This is a genomic window from Lentzea sp. NPDC036949 (genome assembly GCF_055608075.1).
Genome location: NZ_JBVJRA010000009.1, coordinates 82,608 through 106,836, shown reverse-complemented (window position 1 = coordinate 106,836; position 24,229 = coordinate 82,608). Strand labels below are relative to the sequence as shown.

General features: G+C 72.1%; 12 protein-coding genes. 1 reads left to right on the top strand and 11 read right to left on the bottom strand.

Annotated features, from left to right (window positions below):
- Position 1: 1 nt before the first annotated feature.
- The 10 genes from ACZ7CD_RS25190 to ACZ7CD_RS25145 form a co-directional block, all read right to left on the bottom strand.
- Positions 2–1,075, bottom strand: coding sequence for a hypothetical protein (locus ACZ7CD_RS25190; RefSeq protein ID WP_470379794.1), 1,074 nt, complete (start codon positions 1,073–1,075; stop codon positions 2–4).
- Between the two features lie 124 nt (positions 1,076–1,199).
- Entirely contained in the window at positions 1,200–2,276 is a 1,077-nt protein-coding gene (locus tag ACZ7CD_RS25185; RefSeq protein ID WP_470379793.1) for an alpha/beta hydrolase-fold protein, read from the bottom strand.
- 34 nt (positions 2,277–2,310) lie between these two features.
- Positions 2,311–4,014, bottom strand: a complete 1,704-nt coding sequence (locus tag ACZ7CD_RS25180; protein WP_470379792.1) for an ABC transporter ATP-binding protein — start codon at positions 4,012–4,014, stop codon at positions 2,311–2,313.
- Positions 4,001–14,923, bottom strand: a complete 10,923-nt coding sequence (locus tag ACZ7CD_RS25175; protein WP_470379791.1) for a non-ribosomal peptide synthetase — start codon at positions 14,921–14,923, stop codon at positions 4,001–4,003. The genes ACZ7CD_RS25180 and ACZ7CD_RS25175 overlap by 14 nt, the downstream gene beginning before the upstream one ends.
- A gap of 29 nt (positions 14,924–14,952) precedes the next feature.
- Positions 14,953–16,746, bottom strand: a complete 1,794-nt coding sequence (locus tag ACZ7CD_RS25170; RefSeq protein WP_470375340.1) for an ABC transporter ATP-binding protein — start codon at positions 16,744–16,746, stop codon at positions 14,953–14,955.
- Positions 16,747–16,780: 34 nt separating this feature from the next.
- The gene (locus tag ACZ7CD_RS25165; RefSeq protein ID WP_458432713.1) at positions 16,781–17,803 is read right to left on the bottom strand and encodes an iron-siderophore ABC transporter substrate-binding protein; all 1,023 of its coding nucleotides are present in this window, start codon (positions 17,801–17,803) and stop codon (positions 16,781–16,783) included.
- A gap of 103 nt (positions 17,804–17,906) precedes the next feature.
- The gene (locus ACZ7CD_RS25160) at positions 17,907–18,740 is read right to left on the bottom strand and encodes an ABC transporter ATP-binding protein (RefSeq protein WP_360384608.1); all 834 of its coding nucleotides are present in this window, start codon (positions 18,738–18,740) and stop codon (positions 17,907–17,909) included.
- Between the two features lie 29 nt (positions 18,741–18,769).
- Positions 18,770–19,843, bottom strand: a complete 1,074-nt coding sequence (locus tag ACZ7CD_RS25155; RefSeq protein ID WP_470379790.1) for a FecCD family ABC transporter permease — start codon at positions 19,841–19,843, stop codon at positions 18,770–18,772.
- The gene (locus ACZ7CD_RS25150; protein WP_360384604.1) at positions 19,840–20,910 is read right to left on the bottom strand and encodes a FecCD family ABC transporter permease; all 1,071 of its coding nucleotides are present in this window, start codon (positions 20,908–20,910) and stop codon (positions 19,840–19,842) included. The genes ACZ7CD_RS25155 and ACZ7CD_RS25150 overlap by 4 nt, the downstream gene beginning before the upstream one ends.
- An 80-nt stretch (positions 20,911–20,990) precedes the next feature.
- Entirely contained in the window at positions 20,991–21,938 is a 948-nt protein-coding gene (locus ACZ7CD_RS25145; protein WP_470379789.1) for an alpha/beta hydrolase, read from the bottom strand.
- 122 nt (positions 21,939–22,060) lie between these two features.
- On the opposite strand from ACZ7CD_RS25145, the gene ACZ7CD_RS25140 reads away from it, so the two are divergent.
- Positions 22,061–23,185 carry a helix-turn-helix domain-containing protein gene (locus tag ACZ7CD_RS25140; protein ID WP_470379788.1) on the top strand — a complete coding sequence of 375 codons (1,125 nt, stop codon included), beginning with the start codon at positions 22,061–22,063 and terminating at the stop codon, positions 23,183–23,185.
- A 51-nt stretch (positions 23,186–23,236) separates the two neighbouring features.
- Here the strand turns inward: ACZ7CD_RS25140 and ACZ7CD_RS25135 are convergent, their stop codons facing one another.
- Complete coding sequence (locus tag ACZ7CD_RS25135) at positions 23,237–24,196, bottom strand: alpha/beta fold hydrolase (RefSeq protein ID WP_360384598.1); 960 nt, start codon at positions 24,194–24,196, stop codon at positions 23,237–23,239.
- Positions 24,197–24,229 lie beyond the last annotated feature (33 nt).

Genomic DNA, 24,229 nt, shown 5'->3' with positions numbered 1-24,229 from the left:
GTCAGTACTGCTTCGCGATCGCTTCGAGCATCCGCTCCAGCGTCTCGTGCGCCGGCGGCTCGACGACGTCCACGACGTCCTGCGGCACCGGGAGGTTCTTCTCCTTGACCACCTCGGTGAAGTGCCGCGGGTCGGCGGTGCGGAACCCGAACGTGGCCGCGAGCCGCCCCAGCTCGGCGTCGGTCTGCAGCAGCTGTCCCACCCGGTCGCCGTTGTCCTTCAACGGCACCAGCGTGTGCTTCGAGAGCACCGTGGGCGCCGGGTAGAGCAGCTTCATGTCCGGCCGGACCGTCGAGTCGCCGCGCACCACCCGGTCCACGAACTGCGCCTCGTAGGCCAGCACCAGCGGCGTCTTGCCCATGCCCGCCGACAGGTAGTCCTCGAACGGCCCCTCGGTGCTGCTCTGCGTGTACCCCTGGTCCAGGAACAGCTTCGACACCGCCGGCAGCACCTTCGCCTCGGCCTCCGGCGTGCTGACCACACCGCCGTTGGCCACGAACGACGTGATCGCCAGGTACATCGCCGCGGAGTTCGAGTCACGCGGGTCCGTCGTGGTGACGAGCAGGTTCTTGCGCGCCGGGTAGGCGGTGTTGCCGGGCAGCTGATCCCACCGCGTGCCCCTGGCGGCGAGGTCCAGGTAGGCCCGCACGTCGAACGTCCGGTAGCCGGGGCCGTCCTGGACGACCCCCGCCCTGGTCAGCAGCTCGACGACCGGGTCGAACGTCGCCACCACCATCGGTGACGAGAACGGCGCGTAGGTGCGGGCGGCCTTGCGGTCGCGCTGGATCTTCTCGGCCGCCGGGGCGCTCGACGGGAACGCGAAGTCGTACGGCGCCAGGTCCGTGGCGGTGGCGATCTGCCGCGACCCGGCGGGGTCCACCTCGACCTCCAGGCCGTGCTTCGCGAACACGTCCCTGACGCGCTGGTCGGCGAAGAAGGCGAGCTTCTCCGAACCGATCACCCCGCGCACGGTCCGCAGCCGCGCGGTCCCGCCGTCGCCCTGGCCGAAGTAGACCGCGGCCACCACGCCCACCAGGAGCACGACCGCCAAACCGATGCCGAGCGTTCTCTTCACTGCCCACCCTTTGCGAACCATCTGCCGGAGAACAGATCCTTCGTCACTCCGACGCCGTGGCGCTGGGGGTGGTCGCAAGCAGGAGGTGAACAGTCGATGAACGTGTCCTGCTAGTGCGCGCCTGTCACCGTTCGGTCAGCAACCAGGCGACGTCGCGGACCAGCGCGTGCCGCCAGCCCGCGCGGTCGTGCCCGGAGGGGGAGCGGGTGGCACGCACGGACGCCCCCGCCTTCTCCGCGAGGCCCTCGACCGCCTCGCAGTGGCGGTGCATCCGCGGCTCGTGCTCGCCGACGTCGAACGCGACCCGCAGGTGGGACAGGTCCGCGCCGCGCACCCGTTCCGCGGTGTCGCCACCCGCCGGGCCGTCCAGCGACAGGCCCTGGTCGGGCAGGCCGGGCGTCCACCAGAACGACCCCGACTGGCAGGCCACCCGCGTCACCAGCTCCGGGAAGTCCAGTGCCGCGCGGAAGGCGCTCAACCCGGCCAGGCTCTGCCCGGCGACCACGAACCGCCGCGGGTCGACGGTCACGCCGTTCTCGGCGAGCAACGGCAGCAGCTCGTCCCGCACCGCCGGCCACAGCGCCGCACCCGTGTACTCGGCGTCGCGATCACGGGGCGTGGGGAGGAAGACCAGCGTGGCCGACGGCATCTCGCCCGCACGCACCGCCGACTCGAACGCGGCCACCGCCGGGTGCACGTACATCCAGTCGTCGCCGTCCAGCAGCAGCACGACCGGTTCACCGCCCTTGTGCACACGCACGGTCTTGCGTCCCAGCGAGCCGTTCCACCGGATTCGAGTGGAAGGCACGTCCAGCACCTCGTCCGGGCCCACGACGGGCCAGTGCGGCTGCGGGTCCAGGTCCGGGGTGGCGGCGATCGAGCGGTTCGGACCGGCGCCGACCGGGTTGAACGGGTCGGCGTGCTCGCCGTCGTAGTCGTCGCCGTCGAAGAAGTGGTAGGTCACGCGCAGCCGCGGCGGCAGGACGACCTCGGCGTACCAGCAGTCGCTGTCCTCGAACCGCTGCAACGGCACCGGGCCCGACCACGACTCGAAGCGCAGCACCGCGGCGGAACCGCGCCAGAGGAACAACGTCCGGTGGCCGCCGTCAGCGGGGACCGGGACCGGCCCGCGCACCGCGTCCCAGAACTCGGCGGTGCCGGGGACCGCGGTGAGGCCGTACTCGGCGAAACGTGCCTGCATGGGAGGTGGAGGTCCTTTCCTGGGGGAGGCGTGGTCAGCGCGCCACGGCGAGCTGGTACTCGGCGTCCCGGCCGAGCAGCTCGCGGTGGGTGCCCTCACCGGTGACCACGCCGTTGTCGAGCACCACCACGCGGTCCGCCGCGTCCAGCAGCGCCGGGCTGCTGGTGATCACGACGGTGGTCCGGCCGCGGCGCAGCTCGGCGACGTTGCGGGCGATCAGCAGCTCCGTCACCGCGTCGACCGCGGTCGTCGGGTCGTGCAGCACCAGGACCTCCGGGTCCGCGGCCAGTGCGCGGGCCAGGGACAACCGCTGCCGCTGGCCGCCGGAGAGGTTCGCTCCCCGGTCCCGCACCGCGTAGTCGAGGCCCTCGGCGTGCAGCGCCACGACGTCGGTCAGCATCGCCGCCGCCACGGCCTCGTCGACCAGCTTCGCGGTGCCGGACGGGTCCACGTTGTCCCGCAACGTCCCCGCGAACACCTCGTGGTGCGCCGGGTTCACCAGCAGGTGCCCGCGGATGCCCTCGATCGACAGCCGCGCCAGCTCGCGCCCGCCGATCCGCACCACGCCCGAGTACGCCGCGGGCGGCACGGCGACCGACAGCACCGCGGCCAGCTCCTCCGCCGCCTGCGGCTGGTAGGCCGCCACCGCGACGAGCTCACCGGGCCGCACGCTGAACGAAACCCCTTGCAGCGCCCCGTGGTGCACGTCCTCGACTTCGAGCCCGCCGTCAGGGCCGGGTTCCTCCACGCCGGGCGTCATCCGCGGTGGCGCGGCCAGCACCAGCGCCATCCGGTCGGCCGAGGCACGCGCGATCATCACGTACTTCGGCATCTCGGAGAACAGCTTCAGCGGCTCGATCAGGAACTGCGCCAGGCCGACCGCCGTCACCAGCTGCCCGACGGAGATCTGCCCGTCGAACGTCAGCCAGCCAGCCCACAGCGTGACCGCGGCCGCCAGCAACGAGTTCAGCGCCAGCGCTGTGCCCGCGTACACGCCGTTGACCCGCGCGACCACGACCGACTGCTTCCTGGCCTCGTCCGACACCCGCCGGTACGCCTGGAACGCCTGGTACGAGCCGCCGAAACCGTGCAGCGGCCGCAGCCCGGCGATCAGGTCCGACACCTTCGCGCCGGCCCGCGCCACCTTCGCCTGCTGCACCTGCGTGCTCGTGCCGATCCGCCGTGACATGACGCTCAGCACGGTCAGGATCGCCGCTGTGCCCGCGAACACCGTGATGCCCAGCGGCACGCTGATCACCGCGAGCACGGCACCCGCGATCGTGATCGACACCAGCGAGGCGATCAGCAGCGGCACCACCTCGATGATGTCCGCGGTCTGGTCGGCGTCCTCGGTGGCGACGGTCAGCACCTCACCGGACTTCAGCTCGACGTCGCGCGCCACAGGTTGCAGGCCGCGGTCGGCCACCGCGACCCGCCACCGGTGCGCCTCGGTCGTGTTGGCCTTCTGCAGGATTCGCATGCCGAAGCGCCACGAGTACGACACCGTCGCCATCACGAGCCCTAGCCCCAGCAGCGCGAGGCCCAGCGAGCTGAGCTGCCCGCCGCGCAACGCGAACTCGACGATCGCGCCGAGCAGGACCGGCACTGCGGTCTCGGCTGCCTGGTAGGACCCCATCAGCAGGGTCCCGCTCGTCATCGCGCCCCGGTTGCGGCGCACCGCGATCCGCAGGATCTCCCTGCCGGTGCGGACGTCGGGGGTGGTGTCAGTGTTCGTCAAGGTGCTGCGCAATCGCTTCGGGGGTGGAGAGGGCCAGCAGGTCGCGGATGGTGATGATCGGGCCGAACTCGCGGCGGAGCAAACCGACCAGCCGCACCGCGAGCATCGAGTGCCCGCCCAGGTCGGTGAAACCGCTCGCCACGCCCACCTCGTCCTCGTCGAGGTCGAGCGCCTCGGCGAACAGCTCGCGCACCACCGTCTCGGTCTCGGTGAGCTCGCGTTCCTCGACCTTGGTCATCAGCGTGCCGATCGGCCGCGCTTCGGGCAAGGCCGAGGTGTCGGCCTTGCCGTTGACCGTCAACGGGATCGCGTCCACCTGCGCGTAGTGCGAGGGCCGCAGGTAGTCCGGCAGCCCCGCCCCGACCTCGGCGGCGATCGACGGGATGTCCGCGCCGTCGGCGAGCACCAGGTAGGCGGCGAGCCGGTGCGCGCCGTCGACCTGCGGGTCGGACTGCGCGACGGCCGCCACGAACCGGACGTCCGGGTGCGCGGCGAACCGGGCCTCCACCTCGCCGAGCTCGACGCGGTGACCGCGGATCTTGACCTGCTTGTCGGTGCGGCCCAGGTACAGCAGGTTGCCGTCGGGGCGCCGGATCACCAGGTCGCCGGTGCGGTACATCCGCTCGCCGGGCACCCACGGGCAGGCCACGAACCGCTCCGCCGACTGGCCGGGCTGGCCGAGGTAGCCGCGCGCGATGCCGACGCCGGAGACGTACAGCTCGCCCGCGACCCCGTCCGGGACGTGCCGCAGCCACGGGTCGAGCACGTAGACGTCGGTGTTGTCGATCGCCACGCCGACCACCGGGTCCACGCAGTCGAACGTGCCGACACCGAGGGTGTTGATCGTGTACTCGGTCGGCCCGTAGAGGTTGTAGCCGACCGTGCCGGGGGTGTCGGCGAGCAGCTGCCACAGCGCCGGCGTGACCGCCTCACCGCCCAGCAGCACCAGCGCCGGCCGGTGGTGCTCACCGGCCAGGAGCCCTTCGGCGACCAGTTGCTGCGCGTAGGTCGGCGTCACGTTGATGACGTCGACCTCGTGCCGCAGGCAGTACTCCACGAGCCCGGTGGCGTCGCGGCGCAGCTCCTCGTCGCAGATGTGCACCTCGTGGCCGTCGGCCAGCCACAGCAGCTCTTCCCACGACATGTCGAACGCGAACGACACGGTGTGCGCGATCCGGAACGTCCGGTGCCCGTGCTCGGCCAGCACCGGCTCGAAGATCCGCCGCTGGTGGTTGACGAGCATGTTGGTCAGGCCCGCGTACTCGGTCACCACGCCCTTGGGCCTGCCGGTCGAGCCGGAGGTGTAGATCGTGTAGGCCGCGTGCCTGAGCCGGTTCGGGTCGTCCGGTGCGAACGTGGTCACCGGTTCGGCGGCGGGCCACGGTCCGTCCAGCTCGAACAGGGTGCCGTTGATGCGCGGTGCGACCGCTCGCGTCGTGATGATCAGCGCGGGCCGCGCGTCCTCGACGATCGCGGCGATCCGCTCGTCCGGGTGGTCCAGCTCCAGCGGAACGTACGCCGCGCCGCAGCGCAGGACGCCGAACAGCGCCACGACCCAGTCCAGCGAGCGCGGCACCGCGATGGCGACCGACGTCTCGACACCGATGCCGCGGTCCTTCAGCACGCCAGCGAGGTGGCGGCTGCGGTCCCGCAGCTCGGCGAACGTCATCGTGGTGCCGTGCGAGACCAGCGCGATCCGGTCCGGGGTGCGGTCGGCCGCGACGTCGAACAGGTCCACGACGGTCCGGTCGCCGAAGTCGTTGGAGGGCTGGAGCTCCGGCTGCGGGCCGGTGCCGCGGACCGCGCCGACCGGGCCGTCGGCGGTGGCGAGGTCGTCGACGATCCGCAGGTACTCGTCGAACAACCGGTGCGCCAGCGCGGGATCGGTGACCTCCGGCCGGTACTCCAGCTTGACGGTGAGCTGCCGGCCCGGCGTCACGACCCAGGTGAACGGGTAGTGCGTCGAGTCCTCCGACTCGTGCCCCACGATGCCGTTGACGGTGTTGAACTCCTCGAACGTGCTGTCGTCCAGGAAGTTCTGCAGCACGAACAGGGTGTCGAAGAGCTGGTCCTGCCCGCTCGCGCGCTGGATCTCGCCCAGCCCGACGTGCTCGTGGTCCATCGCGTCGACCCGGCCGGCCTGCACGCCCCGCAGGAACGCGGCTGCCGTGTCGTGCGGCCGGGCCGTGACCCGCATCGGCACGGTGTTGAGCAGCACGCCGACGATCCCGTCGGTGCCTTCTTCTTCGCGGCCGGACACGGTCACGCCGAACACCGCGTCACCGCGGCCGGTCTCGCTGCCGAGCAGGAGGCCGAGCGCGCCGGTGACGACGCTGTTGAGCGTCACACCGTGCCGGCGCGCGGCGTCCCGGACGCGTTCGGAGGTCTCGACGTCCAGCGTCCGCACGATCTTCGTGGGCAGGCTGTCCGAAGTGGACCCGTCACCGAGCAGCGTCGGGCCGGGCAGGTCGGCGAGGTAGCCGGCCCAGAACCGTTCCGCGGCCTGCGCGTCTTTTTCCTTCAGCGCGCGGGTGTAGCTCTCGAAGCTCGGCGTGGCGGGGGAGGAGTCGACCGGTTCGCCGTTCCGGATCGCGCGGTAGGCGTCGAACAGCTCGCGCAGCACGATCTCGCGCGACCAGCCGTCCCACAGCAGCAGGTGGTAGCTGAACAGCAACGCGTCCCGGCCGTCCGGCAGCCGCAGCACCGTCAGCCGCACGAGCGGCGGGTTCTCCAGGTCGAACCCAGTGCCGCGGTCCTCCGTCCGCAACGCCTCCACGGCGTCCTGGTTGAGCACGTCCACCGTGCGGACCGCGACCTGGCGGCCCGGTGCGAGGACCTGGACGGGTTCACCGTCCTCGTCCGCGAACCCGGCGCCCACCACCGGGTGCCGGGCGATGACGTGCGCCATGGCCTTCTGGAGCGCATCGGCGTCAAGGCGGTTCTGGAACGTGAAGCAGCTCTGCGCGACGTACTGCCCGCCGCTGCGCGCCAGCTCGGCCTGGAAGTACAGCCCGCGCTGCAACGGCGACACCGGCGCGGTCCGGCGCGCGGTCGTCGAGGCGTCCGCGATCCGCTCCAGCGCCAGCAGCCACCGTGCCGCGATCTCGTCCGACACGTCCTCGGAGAGCCCGAACGTGGCCCGCAGACTGCCCGTGGTGGTGTCGACCCAGGTGTTGACCTCGACCGCGTACGGACCCGGCCGCGGACCGGCGTCGACGTGCAGCGCCTGCGCCTCGCTCCCACGCCCGAGGTAGTTGAACAGCACCTGCGGGCGGGGCAGCGCGGCGAGCACCGGCGCGGTCTGCGGGTTGAGGTAGCGCAACTGCCCGTACCGCACGTGCTGCTGCTCGTCAGGCTGCCTGGCGGTCAGTTCACGTGCCGCCTCGACCGGGTCGGTGTGCGCGCTCAGCTTCACGGGCGCGATGGAGGTGAACCAGCCGACCGTGCGCGTGTAGTCGTGGTGCTCCTCGACCGGGACGCGGCCGTGGCGTTCCAGCTCGACCGTGAGGTCCGTGGGGGTGCCCTGGATCTCGGTGAGGGCGGTGCGCAGGGCACCGGCCAGCAGCTCGGTCAGCCCAAGCCCGAGCGCGGTCGGGGCGGTGTGGACAACGCGGTCGGTGATGTCGGCCGCCAGGTTGACGGTCACCTCGCGGACCTGGCCGACCTGCGGGGTGAGCGGCGGCGCGTCGAGCGCGTCGACCCAGCGGGGCAGGTCGGCGGTGTGGTGGGCGCTCAGGGCGAGTGCTGCGGCGTAGGCGGTGAACGGCGTGGTGGCCGGCGCCAGGTCCTCGCCGCGGAGGGCCGCGGTGATGTCGTCGAGCAGGATCATCCAGGAGACCGCGTCCACGGCCAGGTGGTGGATGACGACGACGAGAGTGCCGGTGGCCTCCAGCCAGGTGAACGCGGTCAGGACACCGGCTTCGGGGTCGAGCCGGTCGGCGGCCTCGTCTGCGGCGACCTGCGGGTCGTCGGTGACGGCGGCGACCACCTCGACCTGCGGCCTGTCCGTGGCGGCGAGCCCCCCGACCTGCGACTCGCCGGAACTGTCAGACCAGCCTGAGACGATTGGAGTGGGGACCCGATCCCCCCTGGGGGCCTGCGAGTCGGAATCGATTCCGAGCGACCACACCCCGTGCGCGACCGTCAGCCGCATCCGCAGCACCGGGTGCGCCCGCACGACGGCTTCTGCGGCCCGCTGCGCATCCGCCAGCGACGCGCACTCCACCTGCCTGGCCTGCGCGAACCGCCGAAGCTCCCCACCGAGCTCCCGCTGCCGCAGCACGATCGGCGTCGGCACAACCGGCCCGTCCACCGCCGTTTCGAGTGCACGCGGGGAGCTTTCGTTCACCAGGAGCGCACGGGAGGGCCCCGCGTGCGAAGCGAGGAGGCGGGGGGTTTTGTGGAGGAAGAGGTCGCGCGGGGTCAGGGAGAAGCCGGCGGCGCGGGCGCGGTTGACCACGCCGATCGCGATGATGCTGTCGCCGCCCGCGACGAAGAAGTCGGTGTCGGCGTCCACCGAAGAGCCCGGCAGCACGTCGGCGAAGATCGCGACGAGAGCGGACAGCGCCGGAGCGTCCGCGGACGCGACCGCCTCGACCTCGCCGGCAGCGCGTTCCTCCAGCGCCTTGCGGTCCAGCTTGCCGTTGACCGTCAGCGGCAGGGCGTCCAGGAACAGCACCCGCTGCGGCACCATGTGCACCGGCAGCTTCGCGCCCAGGAACCCGGCCACGTCAGCGGAAGGCGTGCCGACCACGTGCGCGACCAGGTGGTCGGCGGAGGAGGCCACCGTCACCGCGGCATCCACGACGCCGGGAACGGAACGGACAGCCGCCTCGACCTCGCCGAGCTCGATGCGGAAGCCCTTGAGCTGCACCTGGTCGTCGGCGCGGCCGACGAACTCCAGCTCGCCGTCGAGGGTGCGGCGCGCGAGGTCGCCGGTGTTGTACATCCGGCCGCCGCCGAACGGGTCCGCGACGAACCGGGTCGAGGTCAGGCCGGGGCGGTCGTGGTAGCCGAGCGACAGCTGGTCGCCGGCCACGTAGATCGCGCCCACCCGGCCGGGCGGAACGGGACGCAGGGAGGAGTCCAGCAGGTAGGTGCGCAGCCCGGGGATCGGGCCGCCGATCGGGCTCACCGCACCGGACTCGAAGTCCGCGGAGTCCAGCACCCGGTGCGTGACGTGCACGGTGGTCTCGGTGATGCCGTACATGTTGACCAGCTCCGGCCGGTCGGTGCCGTAGCGCTCGACCCAGCCGCGCAGCCGGGACAGGTCCAGCGCCTCGCCACCGAAGATCACACGCCGCAACGCGGGCAGCGGGTCGGAGAGCCGATCGGCCTCGATGAACTGGTAGAACGCCGACGGCGTCTGGTTGAGCACGGTGACACCGCGCGCCCGCACGAGCCGGTGGAAGTCGACCGGCGACCGGGTCAGGCCGTGGTCGGGGACGAGCAGCTCGCCGCCGTGGACCAGGGCGCCCCACAGCTCCCACACCGCGAAGTCGAACGAGTACGAGTGGAACTGGGTCCACACGTCGGAGGGGCCGAAGTCCATGTCCGGCTGGGTGTTCGCGAGCAGCGCCACCACGTTCGCGTGCGAGACGACGACGCCCTTGGGCTTGCCGGTCGACCCGGACGTGTAGATCACGTAGGCCGGGGTGCGCCAGTCGAACGACGGCAGCACGCCGTCACCCGGCACCTCCTCGCCGTACACGAGAACCCGCGCGGTGACGCCCGCACGCGCGAGCAGCCGTTCGAACCGCTCCCGGTGCTCCCGCTCGACCAGCACGACCTGCGGCGCCGAGTCGGCGAGCACGTACTCCAGCCGCTCGTCCGGGTAGGCGAGGTCCAGCGGCACGTACGCGCCACCGGCCGACACGATGCCCAGCAGCGAGACGACCTGCTGCAACGACCGCGGCATCGCCACGGCCACCCGCTCGTGCGGCCCGACGCCCGCGTTGACGAGCGAGCGCGCCAGCCGGTTCTTGGTGTCGGCCAGCACCCCGTACGACAGGCCCTCCGAGCTGCCGTCGAGGTGGCACATCGTCACGGCCCGCGCGGACGGGTCACGTTGTGCCGCAGCGTCGAACAGCTCCACCAGCGTGGCCGGCTCCACCGCGACCGCCGGGCGCGCCTGCTCCAGCACCGGCGTGACCAGCGAACCGGACAGCAGCGCGGTCAGCGTGCCGGTGAACGCCCGCAGGAGCACCTCGGCACCGGCGGACCTGACCACGGTCGTGTCGTGGACGAGGTTGAACCGCAGCGCACCGTCGTTGCCGCGTTCGACCACCAGTGTCAGCGGGTAGTGCGGCGCGCCCTCGTTGACGACCTCGGCGATCGTGAACGGGCCGCTCAACGCCGTCACGTCGGTCGCCACGTCGAACACCACGAGCGTGTCGAACGCCGACCCGTGCTCGGCCTGCCGCCCGATCCGGGTCAGCGAGACGTGCTGGTGCGGCAGCACGGCCGTCTGGTGGTCGCGCACCGACGCCAGCAGCTCGGTCGCGGAGGTGTCAGCGCCCCACCGCGTCCGCACGGGGATCGTGTTGATGAACAACCCGGCCATGTCCGCGATGCCCGGGACGTCGGCGTCCCGGCCGGACACGGTGGACCCGAACACGACGTCCCGCTTGCCCAGCAACGCACCCAGCGTCACGCCCCACGCGCTGTGCACGGCGGCGCTCAGCGGCACCCCGGCCGCGCGCACCGACTCGTCGAGGCCCGCGGGGGCGTCGAGCACCGAGTCCGCGAACCGCTCGGACGGCGTGTGCCCCTCCGCCACGAACGACGGCCCCGGCAGCCCGGCGAGCTCGGCGGCCCACACCCGGTCGCTCTCGGCCGCGTCGCTCGTGACCAGCCAGCGCACGTAGTCGGCGTAGCTGCCGCGCACGTGCACCGACCCCGGCTCCTCGTACTCGGCGAGCAGTGCGCGCAGCATCGGCGGCACCGACCAGCCGTCGGCGATGATGTGGTGCACGGTCTGCACGAGCACGTACCGGCCGGGTGCGGTGCGGATCAGCGTGAAGCGCATCAACGGCCCGCGCGCGAGGTCGAACCCGGCCAGCCGGTCCCGTTCGGCGAAGGCCGCGATCTCCTCGCCGGTCATGCCCTGGCCGTCCACCGTGGCGAACTCCGGGCGCACACCGGACTCCAGCACCGACACGACCCGGCCGTCGGGCAGGCCGGTGAACCGGGCGGCCAGGTTCGGGAACAGCTCCAGCACCCGTGCGGCCGCGGCCTCCAGCCGGGTGGCGTCCACCGCGCCGGTCAACGTCAGCAGCTGCTGCTCGACGTACCGGTGCGACGACTCGTCGTCGAAGATCGAGTGGAAGTACAGGCCCTCCTGCAACGGCGTCAGCGGCAGGACGTCGCGCAACGCCGGGCCGTCGAGCAGGTCGACGTCGGCCTGGGTGAGCGGCAGCAGGTCGAAGTCGCTCGGGGAGTGGCCGCCCTCCGTCAACGCCGCCAGCGCGCGGAGCGCCTCGGTGAAGTAGCCGCCGATCCGCTCCACGTCGGCGTCGGTGAACACGCCCTCCGGCCACGAGAGGACCGTGACGAGCTCCAGCTCACCGCTGTCACCGGGTTCGGCGCTCGCGTTGAGCTCCAGCGCCCGCGGCAGCCGCATCCGCGGGTCGCGCTTCTCACCGAGTTGGCCCGCGTTCTCCGCGAGCTGCCAGTCACCGGTGGCGCCGCCGTCGAACCGGCCCAGGTAGTTGAACAGCACCTGCGGCCGCGTGCCGCCGAACTCGTTGTGCCCCAGGTACTTCAGCGCACCGTAGGAGACGCCGTTGCTCGGCACCCCGGCGAGGTCCTCCTTGACGTTCTTCAGCGCGGCGGGCAGGTCGTCGACCGTGCCGGGGTCGACGACCACCGGGAACAGCGTGGTGAACCAGCCGACCGTGCGGGACAGGTCGGGGTCGAGCGGCACGAACCGGCCCTCGCGGCCGTGGCCCTCCAGCTCGACGTGCGCGAACGTCTGGTCCTGGCCGTTGTCGCGCCGCCACTTCGCGAGCGCGACCGCGAGACCGGTCAGCAGCACGTCGTTGACCTTCGCGTGGAACAACGCCGGCACGTCGCCCAGCAGCGCCGCGGTCGCCGCGGCACCGACGGTGACCGTCCGGACCCGTTCGCGCGCGACGACGTCGTCGTCGTTCAGCTCACGACGGCCGAGCAGCGCGTCGGCACCCGGCAACGGCCGCCGGTAGTGCTCCAGGTCCGCCGAGAAGTCGGCCTGCTCCAGCAGCTGCGTCCACCGCCGGAACGACGTCCCCACCGGCCGCAGCTCCACCGGCGCACCCGAGGACACCTGCTGCCACGCCAGCGCCAGGTCGTCGAACAGGATTCGCCACGACACGCCGTCGACCACCACGTGGTGGACGACGAGCACGAGCTGCCGCGCACCGGATCGCCACACCGCGCGCAGCATGATCCCGGCGTCCGGGTTCAGGCCCTCGGTCGCCGCCGTGACGCAGTCCTCCAGCGAGGCGGTGCTCTCCTCCCACAGCGCCGCACCGGTCTCCAGGACGTCGAACGACCACCGCGTGCCGCGCACGAGCTTGGCGCGCAGCATGTCGTGGCGTGCCACCAGGGCGTCGAGAATCCGCGTCAAAGCCTCGGCGGTCAGATCGGCGGGGGTGTTCAGCACGACCGACTGCACGAACCCGTCGATCGCGTCGGTGGTCTCGCCCAGCCACTGCACGATCGGCAGCCCGGCCACCGGACCGGTCGGCACGTCGTCGTGGTCGGCCACCGCACCACCGTCACGGGCGGCGACGGCGGCGAGCGCGCGCGGCGTGCGGTGGACGAAGATCTGCGTGGCCGTGACGAAGACGCCCTCGGCTCGCAGCGCGCTCAGCAGCGAGATCGCGAGGATGCTGTCGCCGCCCAGCTCGAAGAAGTCCTGGTCGGCACCGACCGCCTCGACCCGCAGCACCGACGCGACGGCGGCGCAGATGACGGCCTCGTCGTCGGTGGCGGCGGCCGTCACCGGGCCGGTGTCCACCACCGGCTCCGGCAGCGCGCGCCGGTCGAGCTTCCCGTTGGGGGTCAACGGGAACTCGCTCATCACGACGACGTGGGCGGGCACCATGTACTCGACGAGGTGCTCGGCCGCCCAGCGCTTGACCTCGTCGGCGGTCAGGCCCTCGGTCACCGGGATCACGTACCCGACGAGGTAGTTGCCGCCCGCGGAGTTCTTCCTCACCACGACACAGGTGTGCCGGACCCCGGGGTGCTCGGCGAGGGCGACCTCGACGTCCTCCAGCTCCAGCCGCATGCCGCGGATCTTGACCTGGTTGTCGACCCGGCCGAGGAAGTCGAGCGACCCGTCGGCGGCGAACCGCGCCAGGTCACCGGTCCGGTAGAGCCGGGAACCGTCGGTGGCGAACGGGTTCGCGACGAACCGGGAAGCCGTGAGACCCGGCGCGTTCACGTACCCGCGGCCCAGCAGGAACCCGCCGATGTACAGCTCGCCGCCGACGCCGACCGGGCACGGCCGCAGCTCGTCGTCGAGCACGTACAGGTCGGTGTTCGGGTTGGCCTTGCCGATCGACGTCGACAGCCGCTCCGCCTCGCCGCGGTAGATCACGTGCGAGACGCCGATCGTGGCCTCGGCGGGCCCGTAACCGTGGTACATCGGGATGTCGAGCTGCGTGCGGAACCGCTCGTACAGCTCGGGCGTGAGCACCTCGCCGCCGCACCACACGTGCCGCAGGCTGGCCAGCTCGCCGTCCGAGGCGATGTTCAGCAGCACGTCCAGCATCGACGACACCAGGTACACGAACGTCACCCGGTGCCGGTCGATCGTGCGCAGCAGGTGGTGCGGGTCGCGTTCCCCGCCGGAGCGCACGACGACGGTCCGCCCGCCGCACACCAGCGGCAGGAAGATCTCGTTGATCGAGATGTCGAACGACAGCGGCGCCTTGAACAGCGACGCGTCGGAGTGTCCGAAGTGGAGGATCTGGTGCACCTGCCACAGCAGCCGCTCGCTGATCGCCTCGTGCCGGATCATCGCGCCCTTGGGGCGGCCGGTCGAACCGGACGTGAACATCACGTACGCGAGCTGCGCGCCGCCGACCTCGACCTCGGTCGGGTCAGCGGGGTACGCGCTGAAGTCCCAGTCCTCCAACGAGACCCGCACCGCCTCGGGTTCACCGTCCTGACCGCTGCCGAGCAGCAGGACGACTCCGGCGTCGGTGATCACCGACTCGCGGCGGGAGGCCGGCCACTGCGGGTCCAGCGGCACGAACGCGCCACCGGCCTGGAGCACGGCGAGCAGGCCCACGACCATCTCCGCCGACCGGTCGAGCGAGATGCCGACGACCTGCTCCGGCCGCAGGTCGCGGTCGAGGAGGTGGCGGGCCAGCTGGTTGGACAGCGCGAGCACCTGGCCGTAGGTGAACGCGCGGTCGCCGTCGTTGACCGCTACGGCGCCGGGGCGTTCGGCTGCCTGGGCGCGGAACAGCTCGACGATGCTCGGCCGGTCGCGCGGGAGGTCGTTGTCGTTCCACCTGGCCAGCTCCGCGAGCCGGTCGCCGGGGGTCTGGGCGGTCATCGTGCCGATCGCCCGGTTCGGGAACTCGGCCAGGTCGTCCAGCACCCGTTGCGCCTCGTCGAGCGGGACGCCCGCGGGAAGGCCGATCGTCCAGCCCTCCTGGCGCTCGGTGACGTTCCACCGCGCGGCGTCCTCGCCCTTGTCCGCCCAGACGAGCAGGTCGCCGAAGAGCGTGGCGGGGGAGAGGTCCAGGCCGTCGACCCGCAGACCGGGGTCCGCCCAGTGGTTCAGCGCGACGGCTGCGGCGACGGCGACGGTCCGCTGCGGGTACTCGCCGGCGCGGCGCCGGACGGAGTCGATCCGGGCGGTCGGAAGAAGCACGTCACGGTCGGCCACCAGTTCCATCGACGACTCAGCCATCCCCTCATCTCGGTGAAGGTGAGCCTAACCTAAGTGGTCGCGGAGCCGAGTCGCCAAGCGGCCCAAAGCCGGGCGTAACGCCCGTCACGCGCGACCAGCTCGTCGTGGGTGCCCAGCTCCACCACGCGGCCCGCGTCGAGCACCGCGATCCGGTCCGCGGCGACGGCCTGGGTGAGCCGGTGCGCCACGAGCAGCGTCGTCCGGCCCCGGCAGGCCGCCAGCGCCGCCTTCTCCAGCTGTGCGGCGCCCTGACTGCCCGCCTCCGCTGTCGACTCGTCCAGCACGACGACGGGGGAGCGGCCCAGCACGAGGCGGGCCAGCGCGATCTGGGCGATCTTGGTCACGTCGAGGCGTTCGCCGCCCTCGCCGACGTCGGTCCGCAGGCCGTCGGGCAGCGCCTGCACCCACCCGGCGGCGCCGACGGTGCGCAGGGCGGCCATCAGCTCGTCGTCGGTCGCGTCGGGGGCGGCCAGCCGCAGGTCCTCCGCGAGCGGGCCGGCGAAGACGTGCGCCTCCTGGGTCAGGATGCTCACCAGCGCCCGCGCACCCGCCTCGTCCACGTCCGCGAGGTCGGTCCCGCCGATGTGCACCGACCCGGTCAGCGGGGTACCGGTGCCCGCGACCAGGGCCGCCAGGGTCGTCTTGCCCGCACCGGTCGCGCCGACGAGCGCCAGCGACGTGCCCGCGGGGATCTCCAGGTCCACGTCCCGCAGCACCACGTGGTCGGACTCGGGGTAGCGGAAGGAAAGCCCGCGCACCGACACGGGCAGCGGCCGCGCGTTCGCGTCCACGGCCACCGCGCTGCGCACGAGCTGGTCGCCGTCGGACTCCGACAGCACACCGACCAGCCGGGTCAGGCCCGCGCCGGACTTCTGCGCCTCGTCGAAGAACGCCATGATCAGGCCGAGCGGGTTGAACAACCGGTGGAACAGCAACGCGGCCACCGATACCTGGCCCAGCGTCGACTGCCCGTTCGCCACCAGCAGGTAGCCGACCACGATGATCAGGCCGAGGCCGATGAACTCGGCGCGGTTCTCGCGGCCGATGAACCGGCCGAAGAACCGGAAGACGTCGATGCCGATGTTGCGCACCCGCCACGACTCGGCGGTCACTCTGTCCCGGAACGCGCTCTCCAGCCGGTAGGCCCGCACGGTGTCGATGCCGTCGAGGCCGCTGATCAACGCCTGCGCGCGGTCGGCCTGCGCCTCGGACCGGGCGCGGTAGAGCGGCTGCGAGCGCGGCAGGTACCAGCGCAACGCCCACCAGTAGGCGGGCAGCGCCATCGCACCGGCGAGCCCGAGCCGCCAGTCCAGGCCGAACATGCCGGCCGTGGCGATCACGACCAGCACGGTCGCGGAGAAGATCGTCGGGATCGCGGTGCGGAAACCCTTGGAGATCACGGCGACGTCGTCGCCCACGCGGGACAGCACGTCACCGCGGCCGACCTGTTCGATCCGCGCGCTCGGCATCCCCAGCACCGCGCGGACAGCGCCTTCCCGCAGGCGTGCCAGCAGGTCCGCGCCCACCCGGCCGACTAGGTAGGTCGACACGGAGGTCATCACGGCCCCGCCCAGCGCGGCCAGGACCGTGGTGGTGCCGATGGACCACAGCACCGCCGGGTCACGGCCCTGCTGCACGCCGTCCACGACGGTGCCCAGCAGGAACACCGGGACCACCTGCAGCACCGCCCCGGCCACCGTCGCCAGCACGGTGGCGATCGGCAGCAGCGGGGTGGTGCGGCAGTGGTCGTACACCCAGCGGAGGGCCTCCCGTCCGGTCGCCGTGCGCAGGATGGTCACGGGCGCGGACGCGGTGGTGCTCACTGTTCGGAGGCCTTTCGCAGGGGTTGAGCGGGTACTACGACTTCGCGGACTTGGCGATCTCGTCGATCGCGTACGGCAGCGAGGCCAGCGTGGCCTGCGACATCGCGGCACCGATCGCGGGGCCCTCGCTGTCGAGCAGCCACGACACCTTGCCCGCCTTGACGGCGGGCAGGTTCGCGAAGAGCTCGAACGACTTCAGCTTGTCCGCGTCGGCCTTGTCGGCGATCACGAAGATGCGGTCGACGTTCATCACGTCGATGCGCTCGGGGGACAGCGTGGTGAAGAACTTGCCGCCCGCGACCTCGTCGACCTTCGTGTTGCCCTTGAAGCCCATGCCGGTCACGAGCTGGCTGCGCACGTCGGTCGTGGCGAACGGCGCAATGGCGTCCTTGTACCAGGAGGTGACGACCGCGGTCTGGTTCGCCCAGTCCGGGTTCGCCTTCTTGATCTCGGCGAACTTGTCGTCGACCGACTTGATGATCTTCTCGCCCTCGGCCTGCTTGCCCAGCGCCTTGGCGATCTGCAGGGTGGTGTCCTGCCACTTGCCGCTGAACGCCTCGGCCTCGCCCTTGGGGCGGCCGACCGTCGGGGCGATCTTGCTGAGCTTGTCGTACCAGGCCTGGTCGGCCTCGGAGTAGACCGCGACGATCAGGTCGGGGCGCAGCTGCGCGATCTTCTCGTAGTTGGGCTCGGTGTCGCCGTTCTTCATGACGACCTCGGGCTTGGTCGAGCCCCACTTGTCCTTCACCCACGGCCACTGGGTGTTGACGTCGGGGCTGGTGCCCTCGGGGTTCGGGTACTGGTCGACCATGCCGACCGGGACCGTGCCGAGCGCGAGCATCGTCTGCTCGTCGGTGTAGCCGAGGGAGACGACCCGCTTCGGGGCCTCCTTGATCTCGGTCGTGCCGAAGAAGTGCTCGACCTTGGTCGGGAACGTGCCACCGCTCGCGTTGCCACCCTCGGGCGTGGACGCCGGCTGGGAAGAGCCGCACCCGGCGAGCACGCTGCCGCCGACGACCACGGCGGCGGCCACAGCGGTCAGCCGCTTCCAGGTCATGGCTGTTCTCGGACGGTTGAAGCCCATTCGGCACCTCGATCTTCGCTGCCCACGCGGCGGGGGAATTTAGGACAGCCGAACCTTATCACCCAGTTAGGGCAGGCTAACCTAGTCCTTGGTCACTCTTCGATACCACGTGCGTCCGGCCGATCGGCACGATCAGCGGGCGTTCCGAGACGGGGTCGTCGATGACCTTCGCCTGCAGGCCGAACGTGTCCAGCAGCAGCTCGCTGGTGATCACCTGGCTCGGGTGGCCCTGCGCGACGATCGACCCCTGCTTCATGACGATCAGGTTGTCGCTGTACCGGACGGCCAGGTTCAGGTCGTGCAGCACCATCACGATCGTGCAGCCGTTCTCGTGCAGGTCGTCGACGAGGTCGATCACGTCGATGGCGTGCGCGAGGTCGAGGTAGGTCGTCGGCTCGTCGAGCAGCAGCAGGTCGGTGCCCTGCGCCAGGGTCATGGAGATCCACACCCGCTGCCGCTGCCCGCCCGACAGCGAGTCGACCGGCCGGTGCGCGAGGTCGGAGACACCGGTCATGGCCAGCGCCCTCGCCACGATCTCCGCGTCGTCCGACGACCACTGCCGCACCCAGCTCTGGTGCGGGTGCCGGCCCCGCGCGACCAGGTCGGCGACCGTCAGGCCCTCCGGCGCGATCGGGGTCTGCGGCAGCAGGCCCATCCGCTTCGCCACGTCCTTGGTCCGCAGCCGCGCGATGTCGTCGCCGTCCAGCAGCACCGTGCCCCGGCGCGGTTTGAGCAGCCGGGACAACGTCCGCAGCAGCGTCGACTTGCCGCAGCCGTTCGGCCCGATCACCGTGGTGATCACCCCGGTCGGGATGGCGACGTCCAGGTCGTCGAGCACGACCCGGTCGGCGTACCCGACCGTGACGCCTTGGGCGCCCAGCCGGGCGACATCGTTGCGCATCGCGGTCATAGGTCAACCTTACTTAACTGAGGCTCACCTCAGGCAGGACGCTTCACATTCGCGCGCACCAGCAGGTAGACGAGGAACGGGCCGCCGATCATCGCGGTCACGATGCCGACGGGCAGGTCGTTGGGCAGCACCTGCCGCGCGATCAGGTCGGAACCGATCAGCAGCAGCGCGCCGAAGAGCCCGGACGCGACCAGCGGCGGCACCGGGGTGCGCAGAAGCCGCATCGTGATCTGCGGCGCGACCAGTGCGACGAACGGCACCGGACCGGCCGCCGACACCGCGACTCCGGCGAGCAGGACCGCGCACAGCAGCAGCACCGCCCGCACGAGCGAGTACCGCACACCGAGACCGGCGGCGACGTCGTCACCAAAGTGCATGGGGCGCAGGTGGAACGAGACCGCCAGCACGACCACGACCAGCGCGACCGTGATCCACAGCGTCGTCCACACCTCGGCCCACGACCGCGAGTCGAGCGACCCGACCAGCCACGACTGCGCGCGGGCGACGTCGCGGATGTCGGCCAGCACCAGCAGCCACGTCGTCAGCGCCGTCATCATCGCGCTCACCGAGACGCCGATCAAGATCAGCCGGAACCCGTCGATGCCCTTCCGCCAGGCGAGGAAGTAGACGAGCAGCCCGGTGCCGAGGCCACCGGCCAGCGCCGCCGCGGGCAGCCCGATCGACCCGCCGACCACCGCGCCACCCGACGTGGTCACCACGAAGATCGCGCTCGCGCCGGCGCCCGTGGTGATGCCGAGGACGTCCGGGCTCGCGAGCGCGTTGCGGGCGATCGACTGGGTGAGCGCACCGGAGATGCCGAGCGCGACGCCGACGATCAGGCCGATGAGCGACCGCGGCATGCGCAGGTCCATGACCACGAACTCGTCGACCCGCTCGCCCTGGCCGAAGATCGTCCTGATCACGGCGGGCAGGTCGATGGTGAAGTCGCCGACCGCGATGGACACGCAGAACAGCAGGAACGTGGCCGCGGCGAGCACCACCGCGGCGAGCACGAGCCAGGGCCGCCAGACCCAGGACCAGCCGCCCAGGCGCAGGCCCGCGGGCATCTTCTCGGTGGCCGGGTCGGCCGCGGGGGTGCTCATGCCTGCCTGAACTTCCCGAGCCACACCAGCACCGCGAAGAACGGGGCGCCGAGCAGCGCGACGACGATGCCCGCCTGCAGTTCCGCCGGGCGCACGACCAGCCGGCCGGCGATGTCCGCCACCAGCAGCAGGACCCCGCCGAGCAGCCCCGCGAACGGAACCAGGAACCGGTAGTCGGGGCCGGTGATCCAGCGCGCGATGTGCGCGACCATCAGCCCGAGGAACGCAATCGGCCCGCACGCCGCCGTGGCCGCGCCGGCGAGCAACGTGATCGCCAGTACGCCGACGGTCCGCCCGGCCGCGATGTTCACGCCGAGCCCGCGCGCCACGTCGTCACCGAGGTTGAGCAGGTTGAGCGTCGGCAGGTTCACCACCGCCAGCACCAGCCCGGCGGCGACGAACGCCCCGGCGACCGCGATGACGTTCCAGCCGACGCCCTGCACCGAACCGGCGTTCCAGAACCGCAGCACGTCCAGCGACGCCTTGTCCTGCAACGCCACCGCCGTCGTCATCGCGGCGAGGAAGATCGTGACGCCCTGCCCGGCCAGCGCGAGCGTCAGCGGGTTGCCCGAGCCGCGGCCGAGGCTCGCCAGTCCGAACACGACCACACCGGCCGCCGCGGCACCGGCCAGCGCGAACCACAGGTACTGCAGCGGGTTCTGCAGGCCGAAGAGGTAGACCGCGAGCACCACCGCGAACGACGCGCCGGAGTTGACGCCCAGCAGGCCGGTGTCGGCGATCGGGTTGCGGGTGTGGCCCTGGATCAGCGCACCGGCGACCCCGAGCGCGAGCCCCGCCACGACCGCGAGGACCGTGCGCGGGATGCGCGACGTGTGGATGATCAGCGCGATCTCGGTGAGCCGCTGGTCGGTGCCGGGGTCGCCGAACAGCCCCTGCCACACCTGCGCCGGGCTGAGCGCCCGTGCGCCGATCGTCGTGGAGAGCACCGCGGTGGCGGCGAGCAGGACCACCAGGAGGACGAGTCCCAGCAGCCTGCGCCGTCGCGGACCGGCGCCCCCACCGGCCGGTGCGGGGTCGACTCCGCGTTGCTCCACCACGATGCTCACGAGCCGCTACGTTAGCTCACCCTTACCTAAGTGGGTGACGCGCGTCGATCACCTGACCGCGTGCCTGGCCCGGCCCCCGGTCAGCCCGTGATCCGCAGTCCCCGGCGCAGCGCGTCCAGCTCGTCGGTGAACATCCGCCGCGAGACCTCCGCGCTCTCGACGAGGCTCGACCCGTGGAACGTGCCGGGGTAGAGGCGCAGCTCGGCCTGCACCCCCGCGTGCGCGAGCCGGCGGGCGTACTCGATGCCCTCGTCGCGCAGCGGGTCGAACTGGCAGACGGTCACGAACGCGGGCGGCAACCCGGACAGGTCGGTGGCGCGGGCGGGCGCGGCGTAGGGCGAGACCTCCTCGGCACCACCGAGGTAGCTGGCCCAGCTGAAGATCGCGTTGGGCCGGTTCCACAGCGGCGTGTCCACGTAGTCGCGCATGGACTCGGTGTCGAGGCGGTCGTCCAGCTCGGGGATGCCGAGCAGCTGGAAGCACAGCGCGGGCCCGCCGCGGTCGCGGGCCAGCAGCGCGACCCCGGCGGACAGCCCGCCGCCCGCGCTCTCCCCGGCCACGCCGATGCGTCCGGGGTCGACGCCCAGCTCGGCCGCGTTGGCCGAGAGCCACCGCATGGCCGCGTAGCAGTCCTCGACCGGTGCCGGGAACGGGTGCTCCGGTGCCAGCCGGTAGTCCACCGACACGACCACGACGCCCAGCTCGTCGACCATGCGCAGCACGGAGGAGTGGAACATGTCGAGGTCGCCGACGATGAACCCGCCGCCGTGGACGTAGAGCAGGCCGGGCACGGGCTGCGCGTCCCTGGTCGGTGAGTAGACCCGCACCGGCACGTCCGGCGCGCCGTCGGGTCCCGGCACGGTGGTGTCGCGGACGTCGATCGCGTTCACCGGTTCGTACGTCGGCATGGCGGCGAGGAGCTCGGACTGCCTGGCGCGGGCGGCCAGCAGCTCCTCGTGGTCGGTGAACCGCAGTGCGGGCAGCATGTCGAGCCAGGGCAGCAGTTCCGGGTCGATGGCGTAGCTCATGCACCGATCATGGAGCCGTTCCGGCTCCGGCGGCAGCCGACACGTGGCGGGGGATCGGCGCTCCGGGACAGCCAGGTGGCGGATCGCCCGGTGCGGCCGTCCCGCGGGGCTATCGTGACGGGATGAAGGGCCTGCTGCTGCGGCTGTCCGGGTTGGACGCCGATGCCGAGAACGCCGTGCGGGTGATCGGGTTCTTCGACCGCCTGATCACCGAGCGCTCCGGCCTCGACACCCTGGTGCACAGCACGGCCGAGCTGGCCGGCTGCCCGGTCGGCCTGCGGGCCCCCGGCCAGGGCCTGGTGCTGCGCGCCGCCCCCGGCACCGGCGTGACGGCCGCACCGGCCCCCGCACGTGCAGCGGTCCGCGCACTGGAGGGCGGCGCCGACGTGTGGATGGCCCGCGAGGGCGCGCCCGCGCCGTTGGACGACATGCTGCTCGAACGGTTCGCCATCGCCGCCGCCGTGCTGCTGGACCACTCCAGCGTGCCGTTGCCCGAACTGGGCGATCCCGCGCTGGTGGAGCTGGTGCTCTCGGAGGGCGCCGGCACGGCGGAGCGCTCGCGGGCGCTGCACCTGCTCGGCATCGCCGCCACGAGCCGGTTGCGGGTGCTGGCCACCACCGGCGACCTGCCGGGGCGGTCGGTGGTGCTGGGCAGCGTGCGGGCAGTGCTGAGCACGGACGTGCCGGACGCAGCCGGGGCGCCGGGTGCCGTTGGATTTCCGGGTGCCGTCGGGCTGCCGGGTGCCGTCGGGGTGTCAGGCGCCGTCGGGGTGCCGGATGCCGCCTGGGCACCGGGCGTTGCAGGGCTGCCAGGCGCCGCCGGGGTGCGGGTCGGCGTCGGGCCGGTGGTGACCGCGATCGAGGCGGCCCGGTCGTGGCACGGCGCGCTGAAGGCGTTGCGGTTCACCGCGGACAGCGAACCGGTGGTGTGGTGGGACCGGCTCGGCGGCCTCGCGCTGGTGGCCGAGCGAGTCGACCGGGACGACGTCGCCGCGCTCGACGACGTCCGCGCACTCGACCGGCTGGCCGCTGTCCAGCCCGACACGCTCGCGGCACTGGACGCGTTGTGCGCCACCGGATCGGTGCGCAAGGCCGCCGCCGTGCTGCACCGCCACCACAGCACCATGACCGTCCGGCTGGCCCGCGCCGAGACGGTGCTCGGGTTCGAGGTCGACTCGGCGGGCGGGCGGTTTCGGCTGCACCTCGCGCTGCTGCTGCGCCGGTTGCGGGACAACGGGTCCGGCTGATCCGGCAGGCGCACTCCCGGCGCCCGCGGTCGTCCCGCTGCCGCTGGGCGGTCAGCCGAAGAACTCGGTGAGCGCCCGTGCCACGAAGTCGGGCTGCTCCTCGGCGAGCCAGTGGCCGGAGCCGTCGACCCGCACGACCTGGAAGTCGTTCGCCACGGCCGGCAGCGCGCCCAGGAACTGGTCGTAGGACGAGACGGACGCGAGGCCCAGCACCGGCGGGACGAGCTTGGCGTAGGTCTTGCCGTCGGCGATGTCCTGGTGGAACGCCTGGTACCAGCCGTTGCTCGCGCGGATCGCGTCCGGTGAGTTGTAAGACCGCGCGTAGATCTGGCGGGACCGCTCGTCGATCGCGGCCGGCGTGAACGCGGTGTTCGCGAACAGCCAGTCGGCGAGGTGGCGGAACCGGCCGGCGAGCAGCTGCTCCGGCAGGGCCTGCACCTGGTTGAACGCGAACCACCACAGGCTGAATCCGCCGGGCGGCGGGAGCAGCGGGATGTGGTAGAAGCTCTCGTCCGGGTGCAGCACGTCCATGAACGCGACCTTGTCGACGGCCGCGGGGAAGTTCGCGGCGAACGCGAACGCCACCATGCTGCCCAGGTCGTGGCCGACGACGTTGACCTTGCTGTACCCGAGCGCGCGCACCAGCTCGTGGATGTCGGTCGCCATCGTTTTCTTGTCGAACCCGGACTGCGGCTTGTCCGAACCGCCCATGCCGCGCAGGTCCACCGCGATCACCCGGTACCGGGCGGCCAGCGCGGGCATGATCTTGTGGTAGAGCCACCACGTCTGCGGCCACCCCGGCAGCAGCACCAGCGGCTCGCCGCTGCCACCCGTGACGTAGTGCAGGCGGACGCCGTTCACCCGCGCGTAGTTGTGCTTGAACCCGGGCAGGTTCGGTTCCGCGTGCTTCGCCCCGGCGCCCTCCGCGTTCGCGACCCCGGTGCCCGCGACCCCCGTGCCCGCGGCGAGTGCGGCGCCCAGTGCGAAGACGCCGCGTCTGTTCAACTCCATCGTCCCTACCCCCACATCCCGTTGCTCGGCGCG